The 23,687-nt window shown below is 72.2% G+C and carries 18 protein-coding genes; 6 read left to right on the top strand and 12 right to left on the bottom strand.

Annotation, left to right across the window (positions count from 1 at the left end):
- Positions 1 to 78 precede the first annotated feature (78 nt).
- The 3 genes from cutA to ACN27J_RS29085 are packed head-to-tail and all read right to left on the bottom strand — an operon-like array spanning position 79 to position 2,268.
- Positions 79 to 399: a divalent-cation tolerance protein CutA gene (gene cutA / locus ACN27J_RS29095; RefSeq protein WP_123605207.1), complete on the bottom strand. Its 321-nt coding sequence runs from the start codon at positions 397 to 399 to the stop codon at positions 79 to 81.
- Between the two features lie 10 nt (positions 400 to 409).
- Positions 410 to 1,432, bottom strand: a complete 1,023-nt coding sequence (locus tag ACN27J_RS29090) for a 1-acyl-sn-glycerol-3-phosphate acyltransferase (RefSeq protein ID WP_278167341.1) — start codon at positions 1,430 to 1,432, stop codon at positions 410 to 412.
- Positions 1,432 to 2,268 (bottom strand): patatin-like phospholipase family protein, encoded by an 837-nt coding sequence (locus ACN27J_RS29085; RefSeq protein ID WP_421371128.1) that lies wholly within the window; start codon positions 2,266 to 2,268, stop codon positions 1,432 to 1,434. The genes ACN27J_RS29090 and ACN27J_RS29085 overlap by 1 nt, the downstream gene beginning before the upstream one ends.
- Positions 2,269 to 2,470: 202 nt before the next feature.
- Between ACN27J_RS29085 and ACN27J_RS29080 the strand changes: the two genes are divergently transcribed.
- Positions 2,471 to 4,033: a serine/threonine-protein kinase gene (locus tag ACN27J_RS29080; protein ID WP_421371127.1), complete on the top strand. Its 1,563-nt coding sequence runs from the start codon at positions 2,471 to 2,473 to the stop codon at positions 4,031 to 4,033.
- Between the two features lie 43 nt (positions 4,034 to 4,076).
- On the opposite strand, the gene ACN27J_RS29075 is transcribed toward ACN27J_RS29080, so the two are convergent.
- From ACN27J_RS29075 to ACN27J_RS29035, 9 genes are all read right to left on the bottom strand, one after another.
- Entirely contained in the window at positions 4,077 to 5,447 is a 1,371-nt protein-coding gene (locus ACN27J_RS29075) for an ABC transporter ATP-binding protein (protein WP_421371125.1), read from the bottom strand.
- 124 nt (positions 5,448 to 5,571) lie between these two features.
- Positions 5,572 to 6,414 (bottom strand): hypothetical protein, encoded by an 843-nt coding sequence (locus ACN27J_RS29070; RefSeq protein WP_421371122.1) that lies wholly within the window; start codon positions 6,412 to 6,414, stop codon positions 5,572 to 5,574.
- A gap of 344 nt (positions 6,415 to 6,758) precedes the next feature.
- Positions 6,759 to 10,238, bottom strand: a complete 3,480-nt coding sequence (locus ACN27J_RS29065; protein ID WP_421371119.1) for a cyclic nucleotide-binding protein — start codon at positions 10,236 to 10,238, stop codon at positions 6,759 to 6,761.
- A 127-nt stretch (positions 10,239 to 10,365) separates the two neighbouring features.
- Positions 10,366 to 10,821, bottom strand: a complete 456-nt coding sequence (locus ACN27J_RS29060) for an SRPBCC family protein (protein WP_421371118.1) — start codon at positions 10,819 to 10,821, stop codon at positions 10,366 to 10,368.
- Between the two features lie 102 nt (positions 10,822 to 10,923).
- The gene (locus tag ACN27J_RS29055; RefSeq protein ID WP_421371116.1) at positions 10,924 to 12,474 is read right to left on the bottom strand and encodes a trypsin-like peptidase domain-containing protein; all 1,551 of its coding nucleotides are present in this window, start codon (positions 12,472 to 12,474) and stop codon (positions 10,924 to 10,926) included.
- Between the two features lie 62 nt (positions 12,475 to 12,536).
- Positions 12,537 to 14,153: a sensor histidine kinase gene (locus ACN27J_RS29050; protein WP_421371114.1), complete on the bottom strand. Its 1,617-nt coding sequence runs from the start codon at positions 14,151 to 14,153 to the stop codon at positions 12,537 to 12,539.
- Positions 14,150 to 14,851 carry a response regulator transcription factor gene (locus ACN27J_RS29045; protein ID WP_123605215.1) on the bottom strand — a complete coding sequence of 234 codons (702 nt, stop codon included), beginning with the start codon at positions 14,849 to 14,851 and terminating at the stop codon, positions 14,150 to 14,152. The genes ACN27J_RS29050 and ACN27J_RS29045 overlap by 4 nt, the downstream gene beginning before the upstream one ends.
- 89 nt (positions 14,852 to 14,940) lie before the next feature.
- Positions 14,941 to 15,909: a lysophospholipid acyltransferase family protein gene (locus tag ACN27J_RS29040; RefSeq protein WP_421371112.1), complete on the bottom strand. Its 969-nt coding sequence runs from the start codon at positions 15,907 to 15,909 to the stop codon at positions 14,941 to 14,943.
- Complete coding sequence (locus ACN27J_RS29035) at positions 15,909 to 16,706, bottom strand: GNAT family N-acetyltransferase (RefSeq protein ID WP_421371110.1); 798 nt, start codon at positions 16,704 to 16,706, stop codon at positions 15,909 to 15,911. Before ACN27J_RS29035 ends, ACN27J_RS29040 begins: the two co-directional genes overlap by 1 nt.
- 120 nt (positions 16,707 to 16,826) lie before the next feature.
- Here ACN27J_RS29035 and ACN27J_RS29030 point away from each other — a divergent pair, with 120 nt between their 5' ends.
- From ACN27J_RS29030 to ACN27J_RS29010, 5 genes are all read left to right on the top strand, one after another.
- Positions 16,827 to 17,585, top strand: coding sequence for a PaaI family thioesterase (locus ACN27J_RS29030; protein ID WP_421372564.1), 759 nt, complete (start codon positions 16,827 to 16,829; stop codon positions 17,583 to 17,585).
- A 26-nt stretch (positions 17,586 to 17,611) separates the two neighbouring features.
- Positions 17,612 to 18,526 carry an ABC transporter ATP-binding protein gene (locus ACN27J_RS29025; RefSeq protein ID WP_421371108.1) on the top strand — a complete coding sequence of 305 codons (915 nt, stop codon included), beginning with the start codon at positions 17,612 to 17,614 and terminating at the stop codon, positions 18,524 to 18,526.
- Positions 18,523 to 19,350 carry an ABC transporter permease gene (locus ACN27J_RS29020; RefSeq protein WP_421371106.1) on the top strand — a complete coding sequence of 276 codons (828 nt, stop codon included), beginning with the start codon at positions 18,523 to 18,525 and terminating at the stop codon, positions 19,348 to 19,350. The genes ACN27J_RS29025 and ACN27J_RS29020 overlap by 4 nt, the downstream gene beginning before the upstream one ends.
- Positions 19,351 to 19,576: 226 nt before the next feature.
- Positions 19,577 to 23,476, top strand: a complete 3,900-nt coding sequence (locus ACN27J_RS29015; protein ID WP_421371103.1) for a multifunctional oxoglutarate decarboxylase/oxoglutarate dehydrogenase thiamine pyrophosphate-binding subunit/dihydrolipoyllysine-residue succinyltransferase subunit — start codon at positions 19,577 to 19,579, stop codon at positions 23,474 to 23,476.
- 13 nt (positions 23,477 to 23,489) lie between these two features.
- Positions 23,490 to 23,666: a DUF6104 family protein gene (locus ACN27J_RS29010; RefSeq protein WP_199757927.1), complete on the top strand. Its 177-nt coding sequence runs from the start codon at positions 23,490 to 23,492 to the stop codon at positions 23,664 to 23,666.
- Positions 23,667 to 23,687: the final 21 nt, after the last annotated feature.

Below are 23,687 nucleotides of genomic sequence, written 5' to 3'. Positions count from 1 at the left end.
CTCAGTCCGACCGAGCGGACGACTCGGGTACGGACGGTTCAGGACCAGCCGACCACGAATGGACGACTGAGGAACGACTCAGGGACGGGTGTGGTCGTACACCCACCGGGCGTAATCGGGATTGCCGGCTTCGATGACGGCAACCAGGATCTCGGGTACGTCGTAGGGGTGCGCGGTGCGCAGATAGGTGACCAGTGGGTCGCTACGGTCGGTGGCGGTCTTGAACTGCACAGACCACTCCTTCGTGGTCTCCACCCGGCCTTCCCACCAGTAGGTGCTGGCCACCGGACCACCGATCTGGGCGCAGGCGGCGAACCGGCCGGCCACCGCGGATGCGGCAAGCACCTCGGCGACCGAACGGGCATCCACCACCGTCGTCACAACGGAGATTTGATCCACAGGGCGAACCCTACGCCCTCAAGGTGTCCGAGCGGTTCTTCTCGATCCACAAATCGATCCGCGCCCACCAGTCGTAGAGCCACTCGATGCGTTCGTCACGGCCGGCCGGGATCTCCTCGGGCGGCACCGACCAGAACCGCATCACGATCCGTTTGTCCATCGGCAGTTCCCGCCACACGTCGGCGCCGGTCAGCATCCGGTCCAAACCGGTGTGCGCGACGAAGATGACGCCCGCGTCCGGAGCCGCGTCCAGCGCGGCGAGCAGGCCGCCGGGGCGCGGTGCCAGAACGTGCCGCATCGACTCGGCGCGGGCCGCCATCCCGTGCAGTCCCAACGCGTGCAGCCGCTCGATCGCCCGGCTGCGCCGGCCCGGGGTGAAGTTGCCGCCCTCGGGGAAGATGACGAACGCGTCGTTGGCGTCCAGTCCGGTCGCCAGATGCGCGATCTGGGTCTCGACCGGCTCGGCGCGCCGGTCACCAGGGGCGATGAACCGGTTGGGCAGCCGGTTGAGCAGCACGTCGATCGCCGGATCCCACTGCAGGGTCTCCTTGAGCACGATCCGCGGCTCCCGGTCGAACCAGTTGACCAAGCCGTGGATCAGGATGAACGAGTCGCCCGGGCCGGCGTGCCGGGACACCACCAACTCGGGACGGCCGGGCAGCGCGGTGTCCGGATCAGTGCCGACCACGTCGATACTCAGCCGCAACGCCCAGCGGGCATGCCAGAAGAAGAACGTCAGGAACCAACCGGTCAGCACATAGTGGGCGCGTTGAAAGGCCGGGCTGCGGATCTTCCAGCCGCAGCCGGAGGCCAGCCAGAGTCCGAATAGGGCGATCAGAGCGGCGGTGTCCCACAGCAGATAGACCACGGCGACCCAGAACAGTCGCAACACCCGCAGCCGGCCGGGCACCAGCAGCGAGGCGGCGGCGGCCAGAAAGATCCAGAACGGCAGCGTGGTGAGCACCGCAGCGGCAAGCAGCGGTACCGCCGGGGCGAGCAGTGTCCGGCGTACCCAGCGGGGTGGCAGCGGCATCAGCAGCCGGCCACGTTGGTCTTGAGGTAGCGCCGGGAGGCGGTGTAGGCGCGGCTGATCCGTCGGCCGACAGCAGTCATGTCCCGGTACGCCCAGGGTGTGTCGTCATGTGTCTCTCCCCCACCGGTCGGCAGTACGTGCACCTCCACATCGTGACCGAGCGCCGCCAGTTCCCGGGCGAACCGGTGCCGGCGGGCGATCTCGAAGGCGACCTGGGCGACCTCCCAGGGCCGCCGGGGCGCACTGAGTGGCCGCTCGATCCGGCCGACCTGGAGCACGAAGACGCGCTTCGCCCCGGCTTCGACGGCCTTGCCGATCGGGATCGAGTTGACGATCCCGCCGTCGATGAAGTGCTCACCGTCGATCTCGGCCGGGGGCAGCAGGCCGGGCACCGCGGCCGAGGCGAGCACTGCCGGCACCACCGGGCCGGTGTCGAACCAGTGTTCGGCGGCGCGTTCGATGCTGGCGGCACAGCAGTGGAACGGCACGGCCAGGTCGGCGAAGGTGGTGGTGTCGCCCAGTTCGGCCTCCAGCAGCCGGCGCAGTGGCCGTGGCGAGTGCAGGTGGGTACGGGCGGCGAACCGGCGCAGTTGACGGGCCATCGAGTCGCCGTACACCTCGCTGGCCTCCGGGGAGGCCCAGAGCCGGACCAGCCGCAGGGTGACCGCCTCGGAGGGGTCGGCGGCGACCAGTACGCCGTTGACGGCGCCGATCGAGGTGCCGACGACGAGATCGGGCTGGATGCCGGAGCGGAACAGGGCGCGCAGCATGCCGACCTCGACCGCGCCGAGCACCCCGCCGCCGCCCAGTACGAAGGCGACCGGACCGTTGACCATGGCGTTCATCCTGGCACGGGCCCGGTGGCCGCCGGTCGGGTCGGCCCACGGCCCGGACTCGCTCGGTATTACCGGCTCATCGGCAATGCTGGCCTATGTCGGGTTAAATGATAAATGTTCGCCTGTTTAACGTGCCGTTGACAGGACGTGCCATTTCGCGCAGCCTGATACGACCTCCACTCCCCAGGCAGGTGCGACAACCATGGCATCGCTGCAAGCGGGCGAACTGCTCGCCCGCAGATACCGTCTCATCGACCGGATCGGTGCCGGCGGCATGTCGGTCATCTGGCGCGCCCGCGACGAGGTGCTCGACCGGGTGGTCGCGGTCAAGGTGCTCGCCGCGTCGTTGGCCGCCGACGCGCGGTTCCGCAGCATGGTGCGGGAGGAGGCACGGTCCGCCGCCCAGCTGATCCATCCCCACGTGACCGCGGTGCACGACTACGGCGAGGCGGTCGCACCGGACGGCACCGTCACCGCGTTCGTGGTGATGGAGCTGCTGTCCGGCGAGGAGCTGGACGCCCGGCTCACCGCCGGCCCGCTGACCTGGCCGGCGGCGGTGGAGACCTGCGCCCAGGTCGCCGAGGCGCTGGCCGCCGCGCACCGGTTGGGCATCGTGCACCGCGACGTCACCCCGGCGAACATCATGATGACCTCGATCGGCGCCAAGGTGCTCGACTTCGGCATCGCCACCCAGATCGGTGCTCCCGACGAGGACGAGGAGGGCGAGACCTTCGGCACCCCGGCGTACGTGGCCCCGGAACGCCTCGACGGCCGGCCGGCGCAGCCCGCCACCGACGTCTATTCGCTCGGTGTCCTGCTCTACGAGACCCTCACCGGCCGGGTGCCGTACCCCGCCGACACCTGGGACGACCTGCACCGCGCACTCGACCAGGAGATCCCGCCGCTGACGGTGCCCGGACTGCCCACCCCGGTCGCCGAGATCTGCCTGCGCTGCCTGTCCCGGGACCCGCTGAGCCGCCCCACCGCGCATCAGGTCGGCGCCGCGCTGCGGGACCAGTTGCTACCGGCCGATCCGCAGGCGGCGACCATGCTCGCGCCGACGATGACCCTGCCGACGATGGCCGGGTCCGACGCTCCGCCGCCCGCCGACGCCGAAACACCGGCCTTCGGCTCCGATCCACCGGCCCCAGACGCCGCAACACCGGCCGCCGACGCTGGGCCGCCGGCTGTCGACGGTCGACGGTGGTTCGGCCGGCTCGATTCCAGGGTCGCCACGCTACTGGTGGTCGGCGCCGTAGCGGTCGCCGTGATCCTGCTGCTGCAGCCCGAGGTGCTGCGGCGGCCGGGCAGCGACCATCCGCCGCCCGCCGGGCAACCGCAGTCCACCGGCACGCCCGCCGATCCCGCCCCGCCGGCACAGCCGACCCAGCCGGGGCCGTCGGCGGACGCACCGCCCACCGACGCGCCCGCCACCGGTGCCGCGCCGACCCCTGCGGCGACCGACACCGCACCGGCACCGACCGGACCGGTCGTTCCGACCGTCGACGAGGCGATCACTCTGCTCGGTCAGGTGATCGACGACGGGCTGGCGGACGGCGCGATCCGCCGCGACGCCGGCCTCGACCTGCAGAACCTGGTCCGTAACCTGCGGACCTCGTTGACCAGTGGCACCGCCGACATCGACCGGGACGTCGACCAGCTGCGCCGCAAGGTGCGGATTCGCGCCGACGAAGGCGCGATCACCTACGCGTACGCCGACGAGCTGGACTCGGCACTTGACCAGTTGGCCGGTGCCGCCGTCTGACCGCCGGCCGCCACGGCGCCAACCGGCTCGCGGTACAGGCGCGTCAGTGCAGGCGGATGCGGTGCCCGGACCGGTCGAACAGCAGCAGCCGGTCCAGGTCCAGCGCCATGGTCATCGTCTCGCCGGGCTGCGGCGGTGCCGTGGCCGGCACCCGAACCACGACGTCACCGTCACCGTCCGGTGGGTCGGACGGATCCGGCTCGTACACCGGGTAGAAGCCGTACCGGGTCCGGGCGGTCGCCGGCGGGTCCGGACGGCGCTGCTGCGGGATCATCCGGGCGATGGTCTTCCGCAGCTGGTGCCGGGGCGGCGGATCCTCGGCCAGCAGCTCGGCCAGGTGGGTCTGCGGATCCGGCAGATCCAGTTGCGACTCGGCCGGGGAGGTGGGCAGGCCGCCGGTGTCCACCCAGACCAGTGCCTCGTGGCCGAGGTTCTCCACCGCCCGGACTGTGCCGCGCAGGGTGACCGACAGCGTCCGGTCGGACCCGGCCGGGTCCGGGCCGGCGGGCCACGCCGGGTCAGCGCCGGTCGGCGGTACGGGGTACAGCGCGTCGGCCCGCAACGCCACGGTGACCCGCTCGGTGTGGTGCTCGGCCAGCCGGGCCACCCGGGCGTCACCCACCGGCAACTCCAGCACCTGCGAACCGAGGTCGATCACCACCCGGTCCGGCTCGGCGTAGACCGCCCCCTGCAGCAGGCTGGTCCGTGGGGTGCCGAGGAACGCCGCGACGAACAGGTTCGCCGGGTCACCGTACACCTGCTCCGGCGGCCCAATCTGCTGCAGCCGGCCTTTGCGGAGCACCGCGAGCTGGTCCGCCATGGTCAGCGCCTCGGTCTGGTCGTGGGTCACGTAGACGGTGGTCACCCCGTGCCGGCGGGCCAGCGCCGTCACATCGGCACGCAACTCGGCCCGCAGCCCGGCATCCAGGTTGGACAGCGGTTCGTCCAGCAGGAACGCCTTCGGCTGGCGCACGATGGCCCGGGCCATGGCGACCCGCTGACGTTGCCCACCGGACAGCACGGCGGGCTGCCGGTGCAGATGCTCGGCGATGCCCAGCTCGGCGGCCACCTGCCGGATCCGCTGTTCCACCGCCGGGCCGTGGCCCATACGCAGCGGAAAGGCGATGTTCTGGGCGACCGTCAGATGCGGGTACAGCGCGTAGTCCTGGAACACCATGGACACCTGTCGTCGCTGCGCCGACCAGCCGTCCACCACCCGGTCGTCGATCAGCACGTGCCCGGACGTCGGCGTTTCCAGCCCGGCGACCAGCCGCAGGATCGTCGACTTGCCGCATCCGGTCGGCCCGAGCAGCACCAGGAACTGGCCGGACGGGACCGCGAGACTCACCCCGTCGACTGCGACGGTGCCGTCGTCGAAGACCTTCGTCAGTCGGTCGGTGGCGATGGCGACCACGCGATCACCTCCTGACCCCATCGTCAGGCCCGGCGGCCATCGGCGCCAGTCCCTGTCGGCGGACGGCCCACGCCCGCCGGTGAGCGGTCGTCGGCACCGCTGCTGGCGGCCGCCGCCGGAAAGGTCAGCCCAGTTCCTCCGGGAGCCGCAGGTTGTCGCCGATCAACCCACCACCGACCGGGGGCGGCTCGGTGCTCGGCGGCTGGTTGGTGACGCTGCGGTCGAGCCACCCGTCGCCGTCGTCGTCGTAGTGGGTCTGTTCGAAGAACCCGTCACCGTCGGTGTCGTACGCCGCGGAGTCGACCAGACCGTCGGCGTCGTCGTCCCGGCCGACGAAGTCGACCCGGCCGTCGCCGTCCCGGTCGACCAGGATGTCCACCCCGCCGTCCGCCCGTCCCCGGACCATGTGCCGGTCCCACTCGCCGTCGCCGTCGACGTCCACCCGGGTCCGGTAGTCCTCCGGCACCGCCGGCTCGACCGGCTGGGGTGCCGTGCCGAACCCGGCGGACCGGTCCGGCACCGGCGGACCGGCAGCCTCCGGCCGTACCCCGAAGCCGCTGTCTGCCCCGGCCGGGCCGAAGCCGCTCTGCGCACCGGCCGAACCGAGCCCACCGCCGGACCCGGCGGAGCCGAAACCACTCTGCGCTCCAGCCGAACCGAAGCCGCTCTGCGCACCGGCAGAGCCGAGAGCCTCGTCGACGGCACCGGCTGCCGCGCCGATGTCGCCGAAGCCGCCCATCATCCCGGTCAACGGGCTCAGCAGCCCGAACGCGCTGGACTGGTTCGCCCGCGTCTCCACCGCCGCTGTCGGGCCGGTCGCGGCGCCGCCCATCTGGGTCTGCAGCAGCTCCTGCTCCTCTGCGGTGAGCTGATAGCCAGCGAGCGCCGTCGTCGGGTCGGCGGCCAGCCCGGCGGCGAAGCCAGGGTCGGTCAGCAGGCGTTCGAGCACGGTGTCGAAGTCACTCATCGCCGTTCCCCTCGTCGATGTCGCTCCAGGGTAGTCCGGGACGACCATCCGCCACGAGCCCGGCAGCGGCCGGCGCGGGCCGCCGGTGACCGGACGGTCCGCCGTCAGTCCAGCTCCGGCATTGGTACGGGCTGCGGTCTGGGCCGGCAGGTGCCGCACTGCAACGCGTCCTCGACGACCAACCCCTCCGCCCGTCCCCGGCGCTCCGACCGGTGCACCTCCAGCAGGTACGGCCCGAAACGGGCGTGGTCCTCACACACGCCTCGGCCGCAGAACCGGCAGCCACCCCGGGCCGCCTTCGGGCAGAACCAACAAAGCACCTGTATCTCCGCTCGGATCGATGTCTACGTCACAACGCCGGGTTCATTCCCGCAGTCGACGACCTCTACCTTGCTCTCCACCTGGCGGCTGAGTCCTCCGCTGTCCGTGACGGTGACCGTGATCGTCACGATCCCTCCGGCGCCCTGCCGGCTGGCCACCGGGCCGACGGAGCCGCTGTGTGTCCCGGCCCCGCTGAAGGTCTCCGTCTTCTCCACTGGTCCGCTCTGCCGCGCGACGACGGTCAACCCGTCGGGTGCGTCGTCGGAGACCACCACCATCCAGCGCACGCTGGTCGGGTGATCGCTGCAGGGTTCGTTGTTGACCAGCTGAGTGATCCGGCCCTGCGGCTGAACCTCCCAGAAAATGGTCGGGGGCTCGTTCGGCGGCGGCTCGGTGGTCGGCGGTGGTTCGCTGGTCGGCGGCGGCGTTCTGGTCGGTGACGACGTCGGCGGATCGGTTGTCGGCGCTGCCGTGGTCGGCGGCGGGGCGCTGGTCGGCGGCGGGCCGGGCGGGCTCGGCGGCGCGGCCGGGGTGGTCGGCTGCGGCTGCGGCTGGCGAGTCACGCCGGGGTTCGGTGCCGGAGCCGGCGTCGGCTGGCTGGTCGCGGAGAGATCCGGCGACGGGCTCTGCACGGTCGGTGATCCACTGGTGGCGCCCGGAGCGGGAGCGCTCGGCGTACCGCCGGGCGGGTCGACCACCCGGCCGTCACCGCAGCCGAGCTGCTCCCCGGTGGCCCGCAGGGACACCCCGTTGCGCCGCACCTCGCCGAGCGACACCCGGGCCGTTCCGGCGTTCACCGCGAACCAGGCCTCGCCCCGGTTCGCCAGTACGGCATCCTGGCTGATCACGGTCATCGCCAATGGTCGGAAGGCGCCGGAGACGCTGGCGGTGTCGGCCAGGATCCGGCCCCGGTCCAGGGTCAGCTCCCCGCTGGGCGCGACCGGCCGGGTGCCGTCGCTCCGCAGCGGCCCCACCTCGGCCTCGACCCAGGCGCAGAGCACCGTGGCGGCCCCGCCACGGAAGACGAGTTCACCGGCCGACCGGTCGGCGACCTCGATCCGGTCCCCCTCGGCGACGTACGCCGCCGCACCATCGCGCAACGTCAGCAACCGCCCCCCTGCGGTGCGCACCTCGACGGTGCCCCGCTCGGCCCGCAGCAGCGCCCGGTCGGTCGGCATTTCCGCCCAGGCCGGTCCGGGCATCAAGTTGCCGCCGCTGATCAGCAACGCGAACAGCAGCAGGAGCAGCACCAGCCACCACAGCCGGCGCTCGAACCGGCGGTCCACCCGGTCGTCGGCGTCCCCCGGTGGTGGCGGGCCGGGCGGGGCGGCCAGCGGCGGATAGTCGGCGGGCGGATGCACGCCGCTGGTCGGCGGACCTCCGCGTACCGTCGCCGCAGCGGCCTCGGCCACCTGCGACGGTGCCGCGCCGAGCAGCATCGGCAGCCCGGCTACGGCCGGCAACTGCCACAGCCGGGTCTGCGTGCGGGTGGTCGCGACCACGTCCGGCGGGTCGGCGCCGACCGGGCCGATCATCGTGCCTCGGCGCAGTTCGAGGCCGTCCATCAGGGCGATCACGCCCGATTCGAGGACCACCGCGTCGTACGGGCCGGACAGCCGGACCGGCGCGCCGGGCGGCAACGACACCGGCCGGGCCCGGGACACCAGTCCCAGCCGGTCCTCCGGGGTCAGCCCGGACAGCGCGGGGGTCTCGGCGAACAGCGACTCGGCGGCGGACCGATCGGCCGGCGGCGGACCGGGCAGCGGGCCGACGACCGTGGCGACCGCCGTCGGCGGCAGCGCCAGCAGCGTCGTACCGGCGGTACGCCAGGTGAGCGTGGCCGGCGTACCGGTCAGGGCGCTGGCCAGACCGACCAGGCCGCCCGGTCCGAGCCGCTGTCGGACCGTGCCGGCCGGGTCGCCGGGCGCACGGCCCTCCACCGCGCCGTCGACCACGACGTAGACCGCCGGCTGGGCGGCACCGGCGACGACGAGCTGCTCACCGGTACGCGGGTGCACCCAGCGCGCCTGGGCGGCGAGCCGGTTCAACGCGCTGGCCGGCAACGTCCGCAGCGCGCTGGCGCGCAGCGCGTCCAGCCGGCGCGGGGTGTCGGAGGCGTGCCGCCGCTCGACGACCGCACCGCGCAGCCGCCGCCAGCGCCGGGCCAGCCAGCCGGCCGCCAGGTAGACCAGCGGGGCGGCCAGCCCGGCGACCACCGCGGCCAGCAGCAGCCGGGCCGGCCAGCCGGACCGCCACAGGCCGAGGGCCAGGCCGGCGACCCGGTCGGTCCAGATCCGCCAGAACAGGTTCACCGCGATGACCAACCAGAGCACGGCGAGCATCCCGTACAGGGCGACCAGCCGGCCCTCCCGGTCCAGCGCCGACCAGCGCGGGCCGCGCCGGCGCAGCCGGCCGGCGACGTAGGCCAGCCCACGGGTACGCAGGTTCGGGATCTCCAGCCAGTCCATCAACAGGTAGTAGCCGTCGAGGGCGAGGAACGGGTTGAGGTTGAACAGCGCGTTCAGATACCAGGCAAAGGCGAGTTTGAACGTCCACGGCGCGGCGGCCGGGAAGATCAGCCCGACGATGCCGGCGACGCCGGCCAGCACCAGCCCGGCGGCCGGCCCGGCGGCGGTGGTGATCAGCCGTTGCCGGCGGCCGGCCAGCCAGACGTCGGTGGTGTCGACGAAGACCGACGGGATGCCGAAATAGATGAGGAACCCGGCTGCCGGCACCCGGCGGCCGGCGTGTTTCGTAGCCAGGGCGTGGCCGAGTTCGTGGCAGGCGAGGGCGACGACGTTCAACCCGAGCAGCACCGCCGCGCCGGCCGCGTACGACCCGCCGGTGAGGAAGACCGCCTGCTCGCCGCGCCACCAGGTCCAGCAGAACGCGGCGAACCCGACCAGCGCGACGACGGCCAGCAGCACCGCCGCCAGCCGGGTGAACAGGAACCGGCCGCCGCCCCGGTAGAGGGCGCCGACCAGCGGGTCGACGTCGGCCAGCACGGTACGCCGGCCCTGCGCCACGGCCAGCAGGGTGCGGCCGAACCGCAGCGGCCACGGCCGGCGGTGCACCCGGGCCAGTGGGCGGAACGCGTCGACCGGCAGTTCGGCGAGCATCCGGTTGCCGGCCAGGTCGGCGACGACCCGGGTGACCTGGTCGGGGGCGAGCCGGCCGGCGATCCGGGCGAACTCGGCGACCAGCCGGGCCACCGTACGGCTGCCGTCCATCAGCTGGGCGAGCCGCCACTCGTCCGGGGCCAGCCGCAGGTAGCAGGCACCGCCGCGGCCGTCCGGCGAGCGGAGCATCACGTACGGCGTCCCGCGTACCGAGGTCAGCTCGACGTGCTCGATGCCGGACCGCAGCACCGGCCGGGCCCGGGCCGGGTTGAGCCGTTCGACGACGGCGCCCCACAGGCCGGCGTCGGCCGGGGCGACCGGCTGGCCCGGTGCCCGGCCGGCCAGGGCCTCCCACACGCTCATCCTGGTCTCGACGACCGTCACTGTGCCTGCTCCTCCGCCGCTACTCGCGGCTGCAGGTTAGACCGCCTTGTCGACCGCACGCGACTGCTCGACCGCTTTCGGACAGCATGTCGTGCGGAAAAAGTCTCGTCGATCGACTACGCCGGGGTCAGCCGCTCATCCTTTCGGCCAGGGTACGGGCCCGGAACATCTGCACCCGTCTGGCCGTGCGCACCACATAGGAGCGCAGCAGGGTCGGCATGGTGAGACTCACAGTGACGGTGACCGCCGATCCGGTGCCGTCGGGCTCGATCTGCATCACGAACCGCACCGACACCCGCGCCGGGCTGCGTACCTGCATCACGAGCCGGCGGCCCGGATCGGTCTCGGTCTGCCGGACGTGCAGGATGTTGTCGTACCGCAGCGGCCCGACGATCTTGAACCGCTCCACCGCGACGTACCGCAGCACGGGGTGGCCGTCGGCGTCGGTGCTCGACTCGATGTCACGCACCGCGACGATCAGCGGCGACAGCCCGATGTGGTTGGTCGGGTCGGCCAGGTGGGCGTGCACCCGGTCCGGTGCCGCCGCGACGGTGAACCGGTCGGTGAAGGTCTCGGTGCGCACGCCGGGAAGGTAGCGAACGGCGGGCGGCGTGACCAACCCCCTTGGTCACACCACCCGCCGCTCTTTTCTGGGGAGGCAAGTCAATCTGTGGTCATGTCGTGGTCACGGCGCGTCGACGAGGGTGGCGGAGGTGGTCCGCGCCTCGCCGTCGCGCTCGTAGGTGATCTCGATCTGCTCACCGACCCGGCCGGACTGCACCGCCGCGACGAGGTCGTCCGAGTCGTTAACCGGGGTGTCGCCGATCTGCACGACCACGTCGCCCTGGGCCAGGCCGGCCTGGTCAGCCGGGCTGCCGTCCTCGACCGCCGCGATCAACGCGCCGCCCTCGTCGGCGGCGGTCACACTCACCCCGAGGTACGGGTGGCTGACCTCCTCGCCGGCCATCAGCGCTTCGGCCACGTCCTTGGCCTTGTTGCTGGGGATCGCGAAGCCGACCCCGATGTTGCCCTCGCCCTGCCCGGAGGTGGCGATCGCGGTGTTGATGCCGATCACCTCGCCGTTGGTGTTGACCAGGGCGCCACCGGAGTTACCCGGGTTGATCGGGGCGTCGGTCTGCAGCAGCCCGGACATCGAGCTGACCTGACCACCGCCGCCGAACGGGCTCTGCTGCTGGCCGCCACCCACCGAGATGGTGCGGTCCTGCGCGCTGATGATCCCGGCGGTCACCGAACCCTGCAGACCCAGCGGGCTGCCCAGGGCCAGTACGGTGTCGCCGACCCGCATCGTGCTGCTGTCGCCGAGGGTCGCCGGAGACAGCCCGTCCACATCGTCGACCTTGACCACGGCCAGGTCGGTACGCGCGTCGGTGCCGACCACGCTGCCGGACGCGGAGCCACCGTCGGCGAAGTACACGGTGACCGATCCGCCGCGCGCCGACTCGACGACGTGGTTGTTGGTCAGGATGAAGCCTTCGGCGTTGAGCACCACGCCGGAGCCTTCGCCGGAGCCGGTGGAGATCGACACCACGCTGTCCTGGACGGCGTCGGCGATCTCGGCGAGCGACGAGCGATCGATCACCGGTGCCGCGCTGCCGCCGCCGTTGCTGCCGGTCTGCACCGCCGGCGCCGCGCTGCCGTTGTCGAAGGCGGCCACCACCGCACCGCCGACCGCACCGGAGCCGAGCATCAGGGCGAGGACGACCGCCGAGCCGGCGACGATCCGACCGACCCGGTTCGGCGGTCGCTGGGCGCCAGCCTGGGCGGCGGCGCCGGGTGGCGGCGACCAGCTGACGTGCGGCTGGCTGTAGCCGTGCCCGGCGTACGGCTGGCCGTGGCTCCACTGCCCGTGCTGCCCGTGCCCGTACGGCACCTGGGCGTAGCCGGGAGCGTACGGGCCGGCCTGCGGCTGGCCGCTGAGCGGCGCTCCGGTGACCGGCTGGGCCGACACGGGCTGAGCCGACGCGGGCTGAGCCGACGCGGGTGCCTCGGAGGCGGGAGTCGCGGACGCGGGCACCTCAGACGCGGGTGAGTTGGGCGCGGGCTGGGCCGGCGCGGGTGAGCCGGCGTACGGCTGGTTGGTCGGCGTCCAGTCGGTGGACGGACGCCCGACGGCCGGGTCGGGCTGGCCCGACGCGGCGGGGGCCTGCCAAGGGCTGGCCGGCGGTTGAGCCTTGTCCGACGGCTCCGCCGGCGGCGTGGTCTCGTGCTCGCTCATGTGTTCAGATTGCCCCCCGCCACTTTGACGCACCTGATTTCCGGCTGAGGTTTTCCTGAAAATCAGGATTCGTCGTCGTCAATGGGAGCCGGGTCGACGAGTTCGGTGTCGGCCAGCGGCAACCGGACCCGGAAGGTGGCGCCCTCGCCGGGCCCGCTGTGCACCTCGACGGTGCCCGAGTGGGCGGCGACGAGGGCGGCGACGATCGCCAGCCCGAGGCCGGTGCCGGTCGGCCGCTCCGCGCTGCGGGTACGGGCGGCGTCGGCCCGGTAGAACCGCTCGAAGACCCGTTCGGACTGCTCCGGGGTGAGCCCGGGCCCCTCGTCGGCCACCTCGACCGTGGCGAAGCCCGGCTCGGCGGCCCGCAACCGCAGGGTGACCGGCGTGTCGGCCGGGGTGTGGTTGATGGCGTTGGTCATCAGGTTGCCGATCACCTGACGCAGCCGGGCGTCGTCGCCCAGCACCACCAGCCGGCCGGCGCCGGGCCCGATGTCCAGCTCCACCCGGCGCTGCGGGTCGACCGCCCGGGCCGCGTGCACCGCGTCGCTGGCCAGCACCGGCAGCTCGACCGGAGCCAGATCCAACGGGCGTTCCCGGTCGAGGCGGGCCAGCAGCAGCAGATCCTCCACCAGCAGACCCATCCGGGCGGCCTCGTCCTCGATCCGGCGGACCAGCCGGGCCGCTTCCTGCGGCGACGCGGCGGCCGCCCCCTGCCGGTACAGCTCGGCGAAGCCGCGGATGGTGGTCAACGGGGTACGCAGCTCGTGCGAGGCGTCGGCGACGAACTGGCGCATCCGCTCCTCGGACCGGCGGGCCCGGGTCTCCGAGGACTGGGCCGCGACGGCGGCTTCCCGGGCCGACGCCTCCGCCATCCGGGCCGCCCACTCGGAGCTCGCCCGGGCCGTGAACGCCGCCTCGATCTGGGTCAGCATCGCGTTCAGCGTGCGGGACAGCCGGCCCAGTTCGGTCTGCGGCATATGCGCGCCCGGCTCCGGGTCGGGCACCCGCCGGCTCAGGTCACCGGCGGCGATGGCCGCCGCGGTCTGCTCGATCTCGACCAGCGGTCGCAGGTTGGTCCGCACGATCGCGGCGCCGGCCAGGGCCAGCAGCGTCACCACTCCGATACCGACCAGGATGTCGATCCAGACCAGGCGGCTGACCGCCCGGTCGACGTCGACGAGGCTCTGCCCGACCGCGATGATGTCGCCGGTGGGCAGCGACGCGTAGAGCATCCGCCAGCGCGGGGCGCCGTTGCGGGCGTACACGGTCTTCGGCTCGCCCTGCAGCGCGGCGAAGCCGTCCCAGTCGCCCGGCCAGCGTGGCAGCTCGTCGGTGGCGATCCGGTCGTCGTCGTAGTAGGGCCCGCCGAGCGGGCCGTCCTGGTACGAGACGACCACCAGGTAGTCGGTCGGTAGCCGGGTGACGACCGAGGCGGGCTGGTCCCACACCGGCAGACGCTGCGCCTTGCTGACCTCCTCGCGCAGGCCGACGACGTAGTCGCGCAGATCCGAGTCGATCTGGTCGACCAGGTAGCTGCGCAGGAAGAACGCGCTGCTCACGCTGATCACCAGCAGCGCGGTGAGGACCAGGCTGAGCACCGAGGTGACCAGCTTGACCCGCAGCGGTACGCCGCGCAGCCAGCCCGTCACCGGGGCGGATGCCAGCGTCGGCCTGTTCACGCCGCTGGTTTGCGCAGCACGTAGCCGACGCCACGCAGGGTGTGGATGAGCCGGGGCTGGGTGTTGTCGACCTTGCGGCGCAGGTACGAGATGTAGGACTCGACGATGTTGTCGTCGCCCCGGAAGTCGTAGTTCCAGACGTGGTCGAGAATCTGCGCCTTGGACAGCACCCGGTTGGCGTTGAGCATCAGGTAGCGCAGCAGCTTGAACTCGGTCGGTGACAGCTGCACCCGGTTGCCCGCCCGGTAGACCTCGTGGGTTTCCTCGTCCAGCTCCAGGTCGGCGAAGGTGAGCCGGGACGAGGTCTGACCGCCGTTGCTGGTACGCCGCAGCACCGCGCGGATGCGGGCGGTCAGCTCCTCCAGCGAGAAGGGCTTGGTGACGTAGTCGTCGCCGCCGAGGGTCAGCCCGCGGATCTTGTCGTCGGTGGCGTCCCGCGCGGTGAGGAAGACCACCGGGGTACGGGTGCCGGCCTCCCGCATCATCCGGATCACCTCGAAGCCGTCCAGGTCGGGCAGCATGACGTCGAGCACCACCAGGTCGGGCCGGCGCTCGCGGGCGGCGTTGAGCGCGGCGCTGCCGCTGGTCGCGGTGGTGACGTCGAATCCGGCGAACCGCAGACTGGCGGAGAGCAGTTCGAGGATGTTCGGGTCGTCCTCGACGACGAGCAGCTTCGCCTCGGTCTGCGATGCGGTCATGACCGCATCATCCCGGATCGGTCTGGGTTCGGCCTGGGGAGCCGCTGACAATCAGCTGAGAGTGAGCTCCACGCCCGGGACGAGTGACCTCAGCCGACCAGGTCGAGGGCGGAGCGGGTCGGTGCCGGGTCGCGGTCGGCGAGCCGGGCGAGGGCCCGCCGGTGCCGGCACCGGTCCGGCGGCAGCGGTGCGCCGGCGTCCAGCGTCACCACCAGGTCCCGCAGCCCGAGCACCCGCCGTACCGACGGCCACAACGCCTCGTCCCCGATGAACGCCGCCACGCTGGTCGGCACCGGCCCGGCCGGTGCCGGGTCGACCGGTGCCAGGTCGGCCGGCCCGGCCGGCGGCGTCCCGGTCCGGCCGGCGAAGTGGTACGTGAGGGTGAGCGGGACGACCGGCACCTCCGCGTCGAGGGCGGCCTGGAACAGGGCGGGGCGAAACGGTGCCGGGCGCGGCGCACCCGAACTGCACCGGCCGGCGGAGGTGGCCCGCCCGGCGGTGCCGCAGGTCGTGGTGGCCTGCGGGAACACCGCGATCTGGTGCCCGGCGCGCAACGCGGCGGCGACGTCGGCGACCGTGCCGGGCAGCGTACGGGGCCGGTCGCGGTCGATGAACAGGGTGCCGCCGACCCGGGCCAGCGCGCCGATCACCGGCCAGCCGCGGATCTCCCGCTTGGCCAGCAGCCGGGCCGGGGTGACGGCGAGAATGGCCAGGGTGTCCAGCCACGAGACGTGGTTGGCGGCCAGCAGCGCCGCCCGGTCCGGCAGCCGGCCGATCAGCCGCAGCCGGACGCCGAGCGTACGCAGCAGTCCGCGCGCCCACAGCCGCCCGGCGACCGGACGTAGCCGCCGGGTGAGCAGCGGCAGCAGCACCAGCAGGACCAGCCCGGCGGCGAGCATGCCGAGCACACCGGTCAGCCGGATCAGCCGGGTCAACCGGCCGGCGGCGGGCACGGTGGGCGGGGGCGGCAGGCAGCCGGCCCCACACCCGGATCGGGGTCGCCAGAAGGTGCCGTGACCGACCGGTCGGGGTGACCTGGCAAGCGATCTCGGTGCCATCACAGCTCCAGGAAGTGACGCAGGTAACGGGGATCGATCCGGTCCAGCGACAGCAGCACGTACAGGTCGGCGACTGCGAAGTCGGGGTCGTACGCGGGTTCGCCGCACACCCAGGCGCCGAGTCGCAGGTAGCCGCGCAGCAACGGCGGCATGCCGACCCGGCCGGTCCCCGGCAGGACCGGTGCGGGTGGCGGTTCGGGTTCGGCGAGCCAGGGGCGACGTGGCCGCACCCTCAGCAGCGGCGGGGCCAGGTGCCGGTCCCGGACCGTGCGCCAGACCGCGTGGGCGCTCGCCCCGCCGTCGTGCAGCGGCACCGACGCACAGCCGCCCAGCCAACGCAGGTCACGGTCCCGCAGGTAGCGGGCGATGCCGGCCCAGATCAGGTTGATCACCGCGCCGCCCCGGTGGTCAGGGTGCACGCAGGCCCGGCCGGCCTCCACCAGGTGGTCACCGATGAGCCGCAGTGGTCTGGTGTCGAACTCGGTGTCGGCGTACCAGCGGCCGAGCCGGGCGGCGCGGTCCGGCGGCAGCAGCCGGTAGGTGCCGACCACGGCACCGGTCCGGCCGTGCCGGACGATCAGGTGGTCACAGTGTTCGTCGAACCCGTCGACGTCCCGGTCGGCGTCCAACCCGCCGGAGCGGGTGTCGCAACCGGCACCGAACTCGGCACCGAACTCGGCGGCGAACACCTGGCGGCGCAGTCGCTGCGCGGCGGCGACCTGATCGGTGTGATCGGCGACCGAGACGACGTACTCGCTGGTCCTGGTTGGGGTGGCGGCGGTCAGCAACACGGCCATGACAACTGTGTAAGGTGCCCCGGAACCGTCGGCGTGTCGGTAGCGGATGGCACCGGTGTCGATCCGGTGAACGGCGGTGGCGATCGAACGGCGGTGGCGGCCGACTGCGAGGATGGTCCGGTGCTGATCTCCGCCCGGTTCAACGGCCCGACCGGCTCCGCCAACGGCGGGTACGCGGCCGGCCGCTTCGCCCAGGCGCTGCTGCGCGCCGACCCGGCCACCGTGGTTCCCGGTCGACCGGTCCGGGTGACCCTGCGCCGGCCGCCGCCGCTGGACAGCGAACTGCGGGTGGTGCGTACCGCCGAGGACGCCCTGAGCGTGGAGACCGGCGGGGATCCGGTCACGCTGATCGCCGAGGCCGAGGCGGTCGTCGGCTCGATCGACGGCCTGACCGGCCCGGTTGACGGCTCGGCCGGCCCGGCGGGCGAGCCGACCGTACCGCCGGTCGACCTGGCCACGGCGGAGGCCGCCAGCGCCCGGTACCCGGGGCACGACGCGCATCCGTTCCCGGACTGCTACGTCTGCGGCCCGCGACGCCCCGACGGTCTGCGGGTGTTCGCCGGGCCGGTGGGTGACGGGCGCACCGCCGCGCCGTTCGTCGTCCCGGACGACCGTACGGTGCCGACGGTCTGGGCCGCGTTGGACTGCCCCGGCGGCTGGGCGGTGCTCGCCGCCGGCCGGCCGTACCTGCTGGGCCGGATGACCGCGACGGTGGCCGCGCTGCCGGCACCGGGCCAGCGCTGCGTGGTGGTCGGCGAGTTGATCGAAACCAGCGGCCGCAAGGCCGAGGTACGCACGACGCTCTACGATGCTGCGGGACAACCGCTGGCGGCGGCCCGGGCGACCTGGATCGCCATCGCCGGCCCCGCCGCCGGGTGACGGGGCGGTGTGACGAAAGGAGCCACATGTCGGAGGACGGACGCATCGTCGTCTCCGGGCTGACCAAGCAGTACCGCAACGTCCGCGCGGTCGACGATCTGTCGTTCACCGTGGAGCCGGGGCGGGTGACCGGCTTTCTCGGCCCGAACGGGGCCGGCAAGACGACCACCCTGCGGATGATGCTCAACCTGGTCACGCCGACCAGCGGTCATGCCACCGTGGGTGGGCGGCGGTACGCCGACCTGACCGATCCGCTGCGGCACGTCGGCGCGGTGCTGGAGGCGTCCAGCGCGCACAAGGGCCGATCCGGCATCAACCATCTGCGGGTGATCTGCGCCGCCGCCGGGTTCCCGCTGCGCCGCGCCGAGGAGACGCTCGGCCTGGTCGGGTTGACACCGGCCGCGAAGCGCAAGTTCAAGGGCTACTCGCTCGGCATGCGGCAACGGCTGGGGATCGCCGCGGCGATGCTGGGCGACCCGAAGGTGCTGATCCTCGACGAGCCGGCCAACGGGCTGGACCCGGAGGGGATCCGCTGGATGCGGGACCTGCTCAAGTCGTTCGCGGCGCAGGGTCGTACGGTGCTCGTCTCCAGCCACCTGCTGGCGGAGATGCAGTTGCTCGCCGACGACGTGGTGATCATCGCGGCCGGTCGGCTGGTCCGGCACGGCCCGGTCGCCGAGGTGATGGCCTCGATGTCCGGTGCCCCGACGATCCGGGTCCGCACCCCGCACGGCGAGAAGCTGACGGCGGCGTTGAGCCGGGCCGAGGCGACGGTGCAGACCGCGCCGGACGGCACGCTGCTGGTCGTCGGGGCGGACGCGCCGACGGTCGGCCGGACCGCGCTGGCCGAGGGCGTCGAGCTGCATGAGCTGACCACCGAACGACCCGACCTGGAACGGGTCTTCCTGGACCTGACCAGCGCGAAGGCGGCCATCCGATGAACCTGGTACGCAGCGAGCTGCTCAAGATCACCACCACCGCCACCTGGTGGGTCTTCGGCCTGATCTACCTACCGCTGTGGGCGGTAACCCTGCTGGTCAACTACGTGCAGACCAGCGTGCTGTCCGACCCGGAGCGGTTCGGCCCGACGACGCCGGAGAACGACGAGGTGCTCAGCGCGGTCAGTGAGGCGCCGGCGCTGGCGGCCAACCTCTACACCAACGGCCAGTTCTTCGGGCTGCTGGTCGTGATGCTGCTCGGCGTGATCGTGGTGACCAACGAGTACTTCCATCAGACCGCGACCACGACCTTCCTGACCAGCCCGCGACGTACCGAGGTGGTGCTGGCGAAGCTGGCCGCCGCGTCGCTGCTCGGCTTCGTCTTCTGGCTGATCACCACGGTGGTCAACCTGATCGCCGGCGCGCTGGTGCTGGCCACCTTCGACATCGGTCCGGAGTTCGGCTCGGGCGCGGTCTGGGAGGCAGTCGGGCTCAACGGCCTGGCCTACCTGCTGTGGGCGATCTTCGGGGTCGGCTTCGGAGTGCTGATCCGCAGTCAGCTCGGGGCCACCGTCTCGGCGATCCTGCTCTACCTGGGCGGCTACCTCGGCACGGCGATCATCCTGGCCACGCTGGCGTCCCGGTTCGGCGACTGGATCAGCGACCTGCAGTGGTTGGTGCCCTCGATCGCGTCGCAGCTGATGGTCGCCGGCACCGACCTGCCGGACAGCCCACCCCGGTGGACCGGTGCGCTGATCCTGATCGCCTACGCGTTGTTGACCGGCATCATCGGTACGGTGATCACCCGCCGTCGGGACATCTCCTGACCGGTCGGCGAATATCACCACTGACCTGCCATTCCGGCCGGTACGGCAACCGCCGTGCCGGCCGGTGCGGCTGGGGCAGCCGTTGTGAAAAGTGACACGAGCCGCATGCGACAATGCCGCCCGTCGGCGTACGGCGTAGCCTGGTAGCCGTCCCCGACCAGCGCCCCGACCCTGGTGGCGTCCCCCGCGTGACAATCCGACCGCGTGAAAGAGGCGATTACCGGCCGTGTCGACCCAGCAGACTTCGCAGGACAATCCGCTGGCGGGCTTCGGCCCGAACGAGTGGATCGTCGATGAGATGTACCAGAAGTATCTCACCGATCCCGCCAGCGTAGATCCGGCTTGGCACGACTTCTTCGCCGACTACAGCCCCGAGCAGGTCGCCTCGCCCAGCCAGGCGTCCGCCGCGGCGGCGACGACGGCCGCCGCCCGGGCCGGCACCGACGCACCGGCCGCGCAATCCGTCCAGCAGACCGAGGCACCCGCGCCGGGGCGTGGGACCACCCGCCAGGCGGCCGAGCCGACCGCGGCCAAGAGCAGCCCCACCCGGGCGAACGCACCGGCCGGCAGGACGCCAGCGGCGGGCAAGGCAGCGCCGGCGGGCAAGACGGCACCGGCCAAGCCGGCCGCCGACACGGAGAGCACCGGAAAGGTGGCCGCCGGTAGGTCGACCGGCGGCCGGGCCGCCGCGACCAAAACGGCGGCCAAGGCAGCTGACAAGGCAGCAGCCGGGAACGGTTCGGCGGCCGGCGGCAGTCGGCAGACGCCGCTGCGCGGGGTCGCCGCCCGGATCGTGCAGAACATGGACGCGTCGCTGGCGGTACCGACCGCGACCAGTGTGCGCGCGGTCCCGGCCAAGCTGCTGGTCGACAACCGCATCGTGATCAACAACCACCTGGCCAGGGGCCGTGGCGGCAAGGTCAGCTTCACCCACCTGATCGGGTACGCCATGGTCCGGGCGCTGGTCCAGCACCCGGAGATGAACAACTCTTTCGCCGAGATCGACGGCAAGCCGAACATGGTCGCGCCGGAGCACGTCAACCTCGGCATCGCCATCGACCTGGCCAAGCCGGACGGCTCCCGGACCCTGGTGGTGCCGTCGATCAAGGCGTGCGAGCAGATGGACTTCCGGCAGTTCTGGCAGGCGTACGAGGACGTGGTCCGCCGCGCCCGCCGGGGCGAGCTGACCATGGACGACTACAACGGCACCACGATCTCGCTGACCAACCCGGGCGGCATCGGTACGGTGCACTCCCAGCCCCGGCTGATGACCGGGCAGGGGGCGATCATCGGCGTCGGCGCGATGGAGTACCCGGCCCCGTACGCCGGAATGTCCGAAGAGACCCTCGCCGACCTGGCGGTCAGCAAGGTGATCACGCTGACCAGCACCTACGACCACCGGATCATCCAGGGTGCGCAGTCCGGCGAGTTCCTCAAGACCATGCACGAGCTGATCCTCGGCGAGCATGGCTTCTACGACCAGCTCTTCACCGCGCTGCGGATCCCGTACGAGCCGGTGCGCTGGGTGCGCGACGTGGCGGTCAGCTCCGAGGGGCAGATCAACAAGACGGCGCGGGTCAACGAGCTGATCCACGCGTACCGGGTGCGCGGGCACCTGATGGCCGACACCGACCCGCTCGAGTTCAAGATCCGTAAGCACCCGGACCTGGACGTGCTGCAGCACGGCCTGACCCTGTGGGACCTGGACCGCACCTTCCCGGTGGACGGCTTCGCCGGCCAGCAGCGGATGAAGCTGCGGCAGATCCTCGGCGTGCTGCGCGACTCCTACTGCCGCCGGGTCGGCATCGAGTACATGCACATCCAGGATCCGGAGGAGCGCCGCTGGATCCAGGAGCGCATCGAGCGCGGCTATGAGAAGCCCGACGCGGCCGAGCAGAAGCACATCCTCAACCGGCTCAACGCGGCCGAGGCGTTCGAGACCTTCCTGCAGACCAAGTACGTCGGGCAAAAGCGCTTCTCGCTGGAGGGCGGCGAGTCGCTGATCCCGCTGCTGGACGAGATCCTGCAGTCCTCGGCCCGGGCCGACCTCGACGAGGTGGTCATCGGCATGGCCCACCGGGGCCGGCTCAACGTGCTCGCCAACATCGTCAGCAAGCCGTACGAGAAGATCTTCTCCGAGTTCGAGGGGCACCTCGACCCGAAGTCGACCCAGGGCTCCGGGGACGTCAAGTACCACCTCGGCCAGGTCGGCAAGTTCACCACCCCGGACGGCGAGCACGGCATCACCGTGTCGGTGACCGCCAACCCGTCGCACCTGGAGGCGGTCGACCCGGTGATGGAGGGCATCGTCCGGGCCAAGCAGGACCGGATCGACCTCAAGCTGGAGGGCTACACCGTCCTGCCGCTGCTGGTGCACGGCGACGCCGCGTTCGCCGGGCAGGGCGTGGTCGCCGAGACGCTCAACCTGTCGCAGCTGCGCGGCTACCGGACCGGCGGATCGGTGCACGTCGTGGTCAACAACCAGGTGGGTTTCACCACCGCGCCGGAGCACAGCCGCTCCTCGCTCTACTCCACCGACGTGGCCCGGATGATCGAGGCGCCGATCTTCCACGTCAACGGCGACGACCCGGAGGCGGTGGTCCGGGTCGCCCGGCTCGCCTTCGAGTACCGCCAGGCGTTCAACAAGGACGTCGTAATCGACCTGGTCTGCTACCGGCGGCGCGGGCACAACGAGGGCGACGATCCGTCGATGACCAACCCGTTGATGTACGCGATCATCGACTCGAAGCGCAGCGTCCGCAAGCTCTACACCGAAGAGCTGATCGGCCGGGGTGACATCACCATCACCGACGCCGAGGAGCTGCTGCGCGACTACCAGACCCAGCTGGAGCAGGTGTTCAAGGCGACCCGGGACGCCGCCACCTCGGCGACCAGCCGGTTGCCCGGCCGACAGCCGGAGCCGGAGCCACAGGTGGCGACCGCAGTGGACGCCGCCGCCGTGCGGGCGGTCGGCGACGCGCATGTGGACCTGCCGGAGGGCTTCACCCCGCACAAGCGCATCCAGCAGTTGCTGGAGCGGCGGGCGAAGATGTCGGTCTCCGGCGACATCGACTGGGGCTTCAGCGAGATCGTCGCGTTCGGCACGCTGCTCGCCGACGGCGTCACCGTCCGGCTGGCCGGCCAGGACTCCCGCCGTGGCACCTTCGTACAGCGGCACGCCTCGGTGGTCGACGCCCGCACCGGGCGGGACTACCTGCCGCTGGCCAGCCTGGTCACCGACGAGTCGCGGTTCTTCGTACACGACTCACTGCTCAGCGAATACGCGGCGATGGGCTTCGAGTACGGCTACTCGGTGGAGAACCCGGAGGCGCTGGTGCTCTGGGAGGCGCAGTTCGGCGACTTCGTCAACGGCGCCCAGTCGATCGTCGACGAGTTCGTCTCCTCCGGCGAGGTCAAGTGGGGGCAGCGGTCCGCGCTGACCCTGCTGCTGCCGCACGGCCACGAAGGGCAGGGCCCGGACCACACGTCCGGGCGTCCGGAGCGTTACCTGCAGATGTGCGCCGAGGACAACATGCGCGTCGCGATCCCGTCCACCCCGGCGAACTACTTCCATCTGCTGCGCCGGCAGGCTCTGTCGCCGAAGCGCAAACCCCTGGTGGTGTTCACCCCCAAGTCGCTGCTGCGGCACAAGCTCTGCGTCTCCTCGGTCGCCGACTTCACCTCCGGCACCTTCCAGCCGGTGCTGCCGGACCCGGTGGCCGACGGCCGGCCGGCGGCGGTCAAGCGGGTGCTGCTGTGCACCGGCAAGATCTACTACGACCTGCTGCAGGCCCGTGCCGAACGACACGCGGTCGCCGGAGGCAACGGTCAGCTCGACACCGACACCGCGATCGTCCGGATGGAGCAGCTGTACCCGCTGCCGGTGGAGCAGATCCGGGCGGCGCTTGCCGGCTACCCGAACGCCGAGGACTTCGCCTGGGTCCAGGAGGAGCCGGCCAACCAGGGTGCCTGGTCGTTCGTCGCGCTCAACCTGCTGGAGCATCTCGACGGCGTACGGCTGCGGCGGATCTCCCGGCCGGCGGCGGCGGCGCCGGCGGTCGGCTCGACGAAGCTGCACGACGTCGAGCAGTCCGCGCTGATCGACGCCGCGCTGCCGCGACGCTGACCGGGAGGCACACGTGTACTTCACCGACCGGGGCATCGAGGAGTTGGCGCAGCGCCGCGGCGAGGAGGAGGTCGCCATCTCCTGGCTCGCCGAACGGCTGCGTGACTTCGTCGACCTGCACCCGGAGTTCGAGACCCCGGTGGAACGGTTCGCCACCTGGCTGGCCCGGCTCGACGACGAGGACGACTGAGCCAGGCGTTGACGCTGGACC

The sequence above is a fragment of the Solwaraspora sp. WMMB762 genome (genome assembly GCF_049179115.1).
Lineage (GTDB): Bacteria > Actinomycetota > Actinomycetes > Mycobacteriales > Micromonosporaceae > Micromonospora_E.
Note: the sequence above shows the minus strand (reverse complement) of the source record. Positions and strands in the feature narration are given on the sequence as shown.

Excerpts from the sequence above, each read along its gene's own strand:
- ACN27J_RS29090 (WP_278167341.1), bottom strand. The coding sequence starts at position 1,432 with ATGCCGCTGCCACCCCGCTGGGTACGCCGGACACTGCTCGCCCCGGCG.
- ACN27J_RS29085 (WP_421371128.1), bottom strand. The coding sequence starts at position 2,268 with ATGGTCAACGGTCCGGTCGCCTTCGTACTGGGCGGCGGCGGGGTGCTC.
- ACN27J_RS29080 (WP_421371127.1), top strand. The coding sequence starts at position 2,471 with ATGGCATCGCTGCAAGCGGGCGAACTGCTCGCCCGCAGATACCGTCTC.
- ACN27J_RS29070 (WP_421371122.1), bottom strand. The coding sequence starts at position 6,414 with ATGAGTGACTTCGACACCGTGCTCGAACGCCTGCTGACCGACCCTGGC.
- ACN27J_RS29055 (WP_421371116.1), bottom strand. The coding sequence starts at position 12,474 with ATGAGCGAGCACGAGACCACGCCGCCGGCGGAGCCGTCGGACAAGGCT.
- ACN27J_RS29045 (WP_123605215.1), bottom strand. The coding sequence starts at position 14,851 with ATGACCGCATCGCAGACCGAGGCGAAGCTGCTCGTCGTCGAGGACGAC.
- ACN27J_RS29040 (WP_421371112.1), bottom strand. The coding sequence starts at position 15,909 with ATGGCACCGAGATCGCTTGCCAGGTCACCCCGACCGGTCGGTCACGGC.
- ACN27J_RS29035 (WP_421371110.1), bottom strand. The coding sequence starts at position 16,706 with ATGGCCGTGTTGCTGACCGCCGCCACCCCAACCAGGACCAGCGAGTAC.
- ACN27J_RS29025 (WP_421371108.1), top strand. The coding sequence starts at position 17,612 with ATGTCGGAGGACGGACGCATCGTCGTCTCCGGGCTGACCAAGCAGTAC.
- ACN27J_RS29020 (WP_421371106.1), top strand. The coding sequence starts at position 18,523 with ATGAACCTGGTACGCAGCGAGCTGCTCAAGATCACCACCACCGCCACC.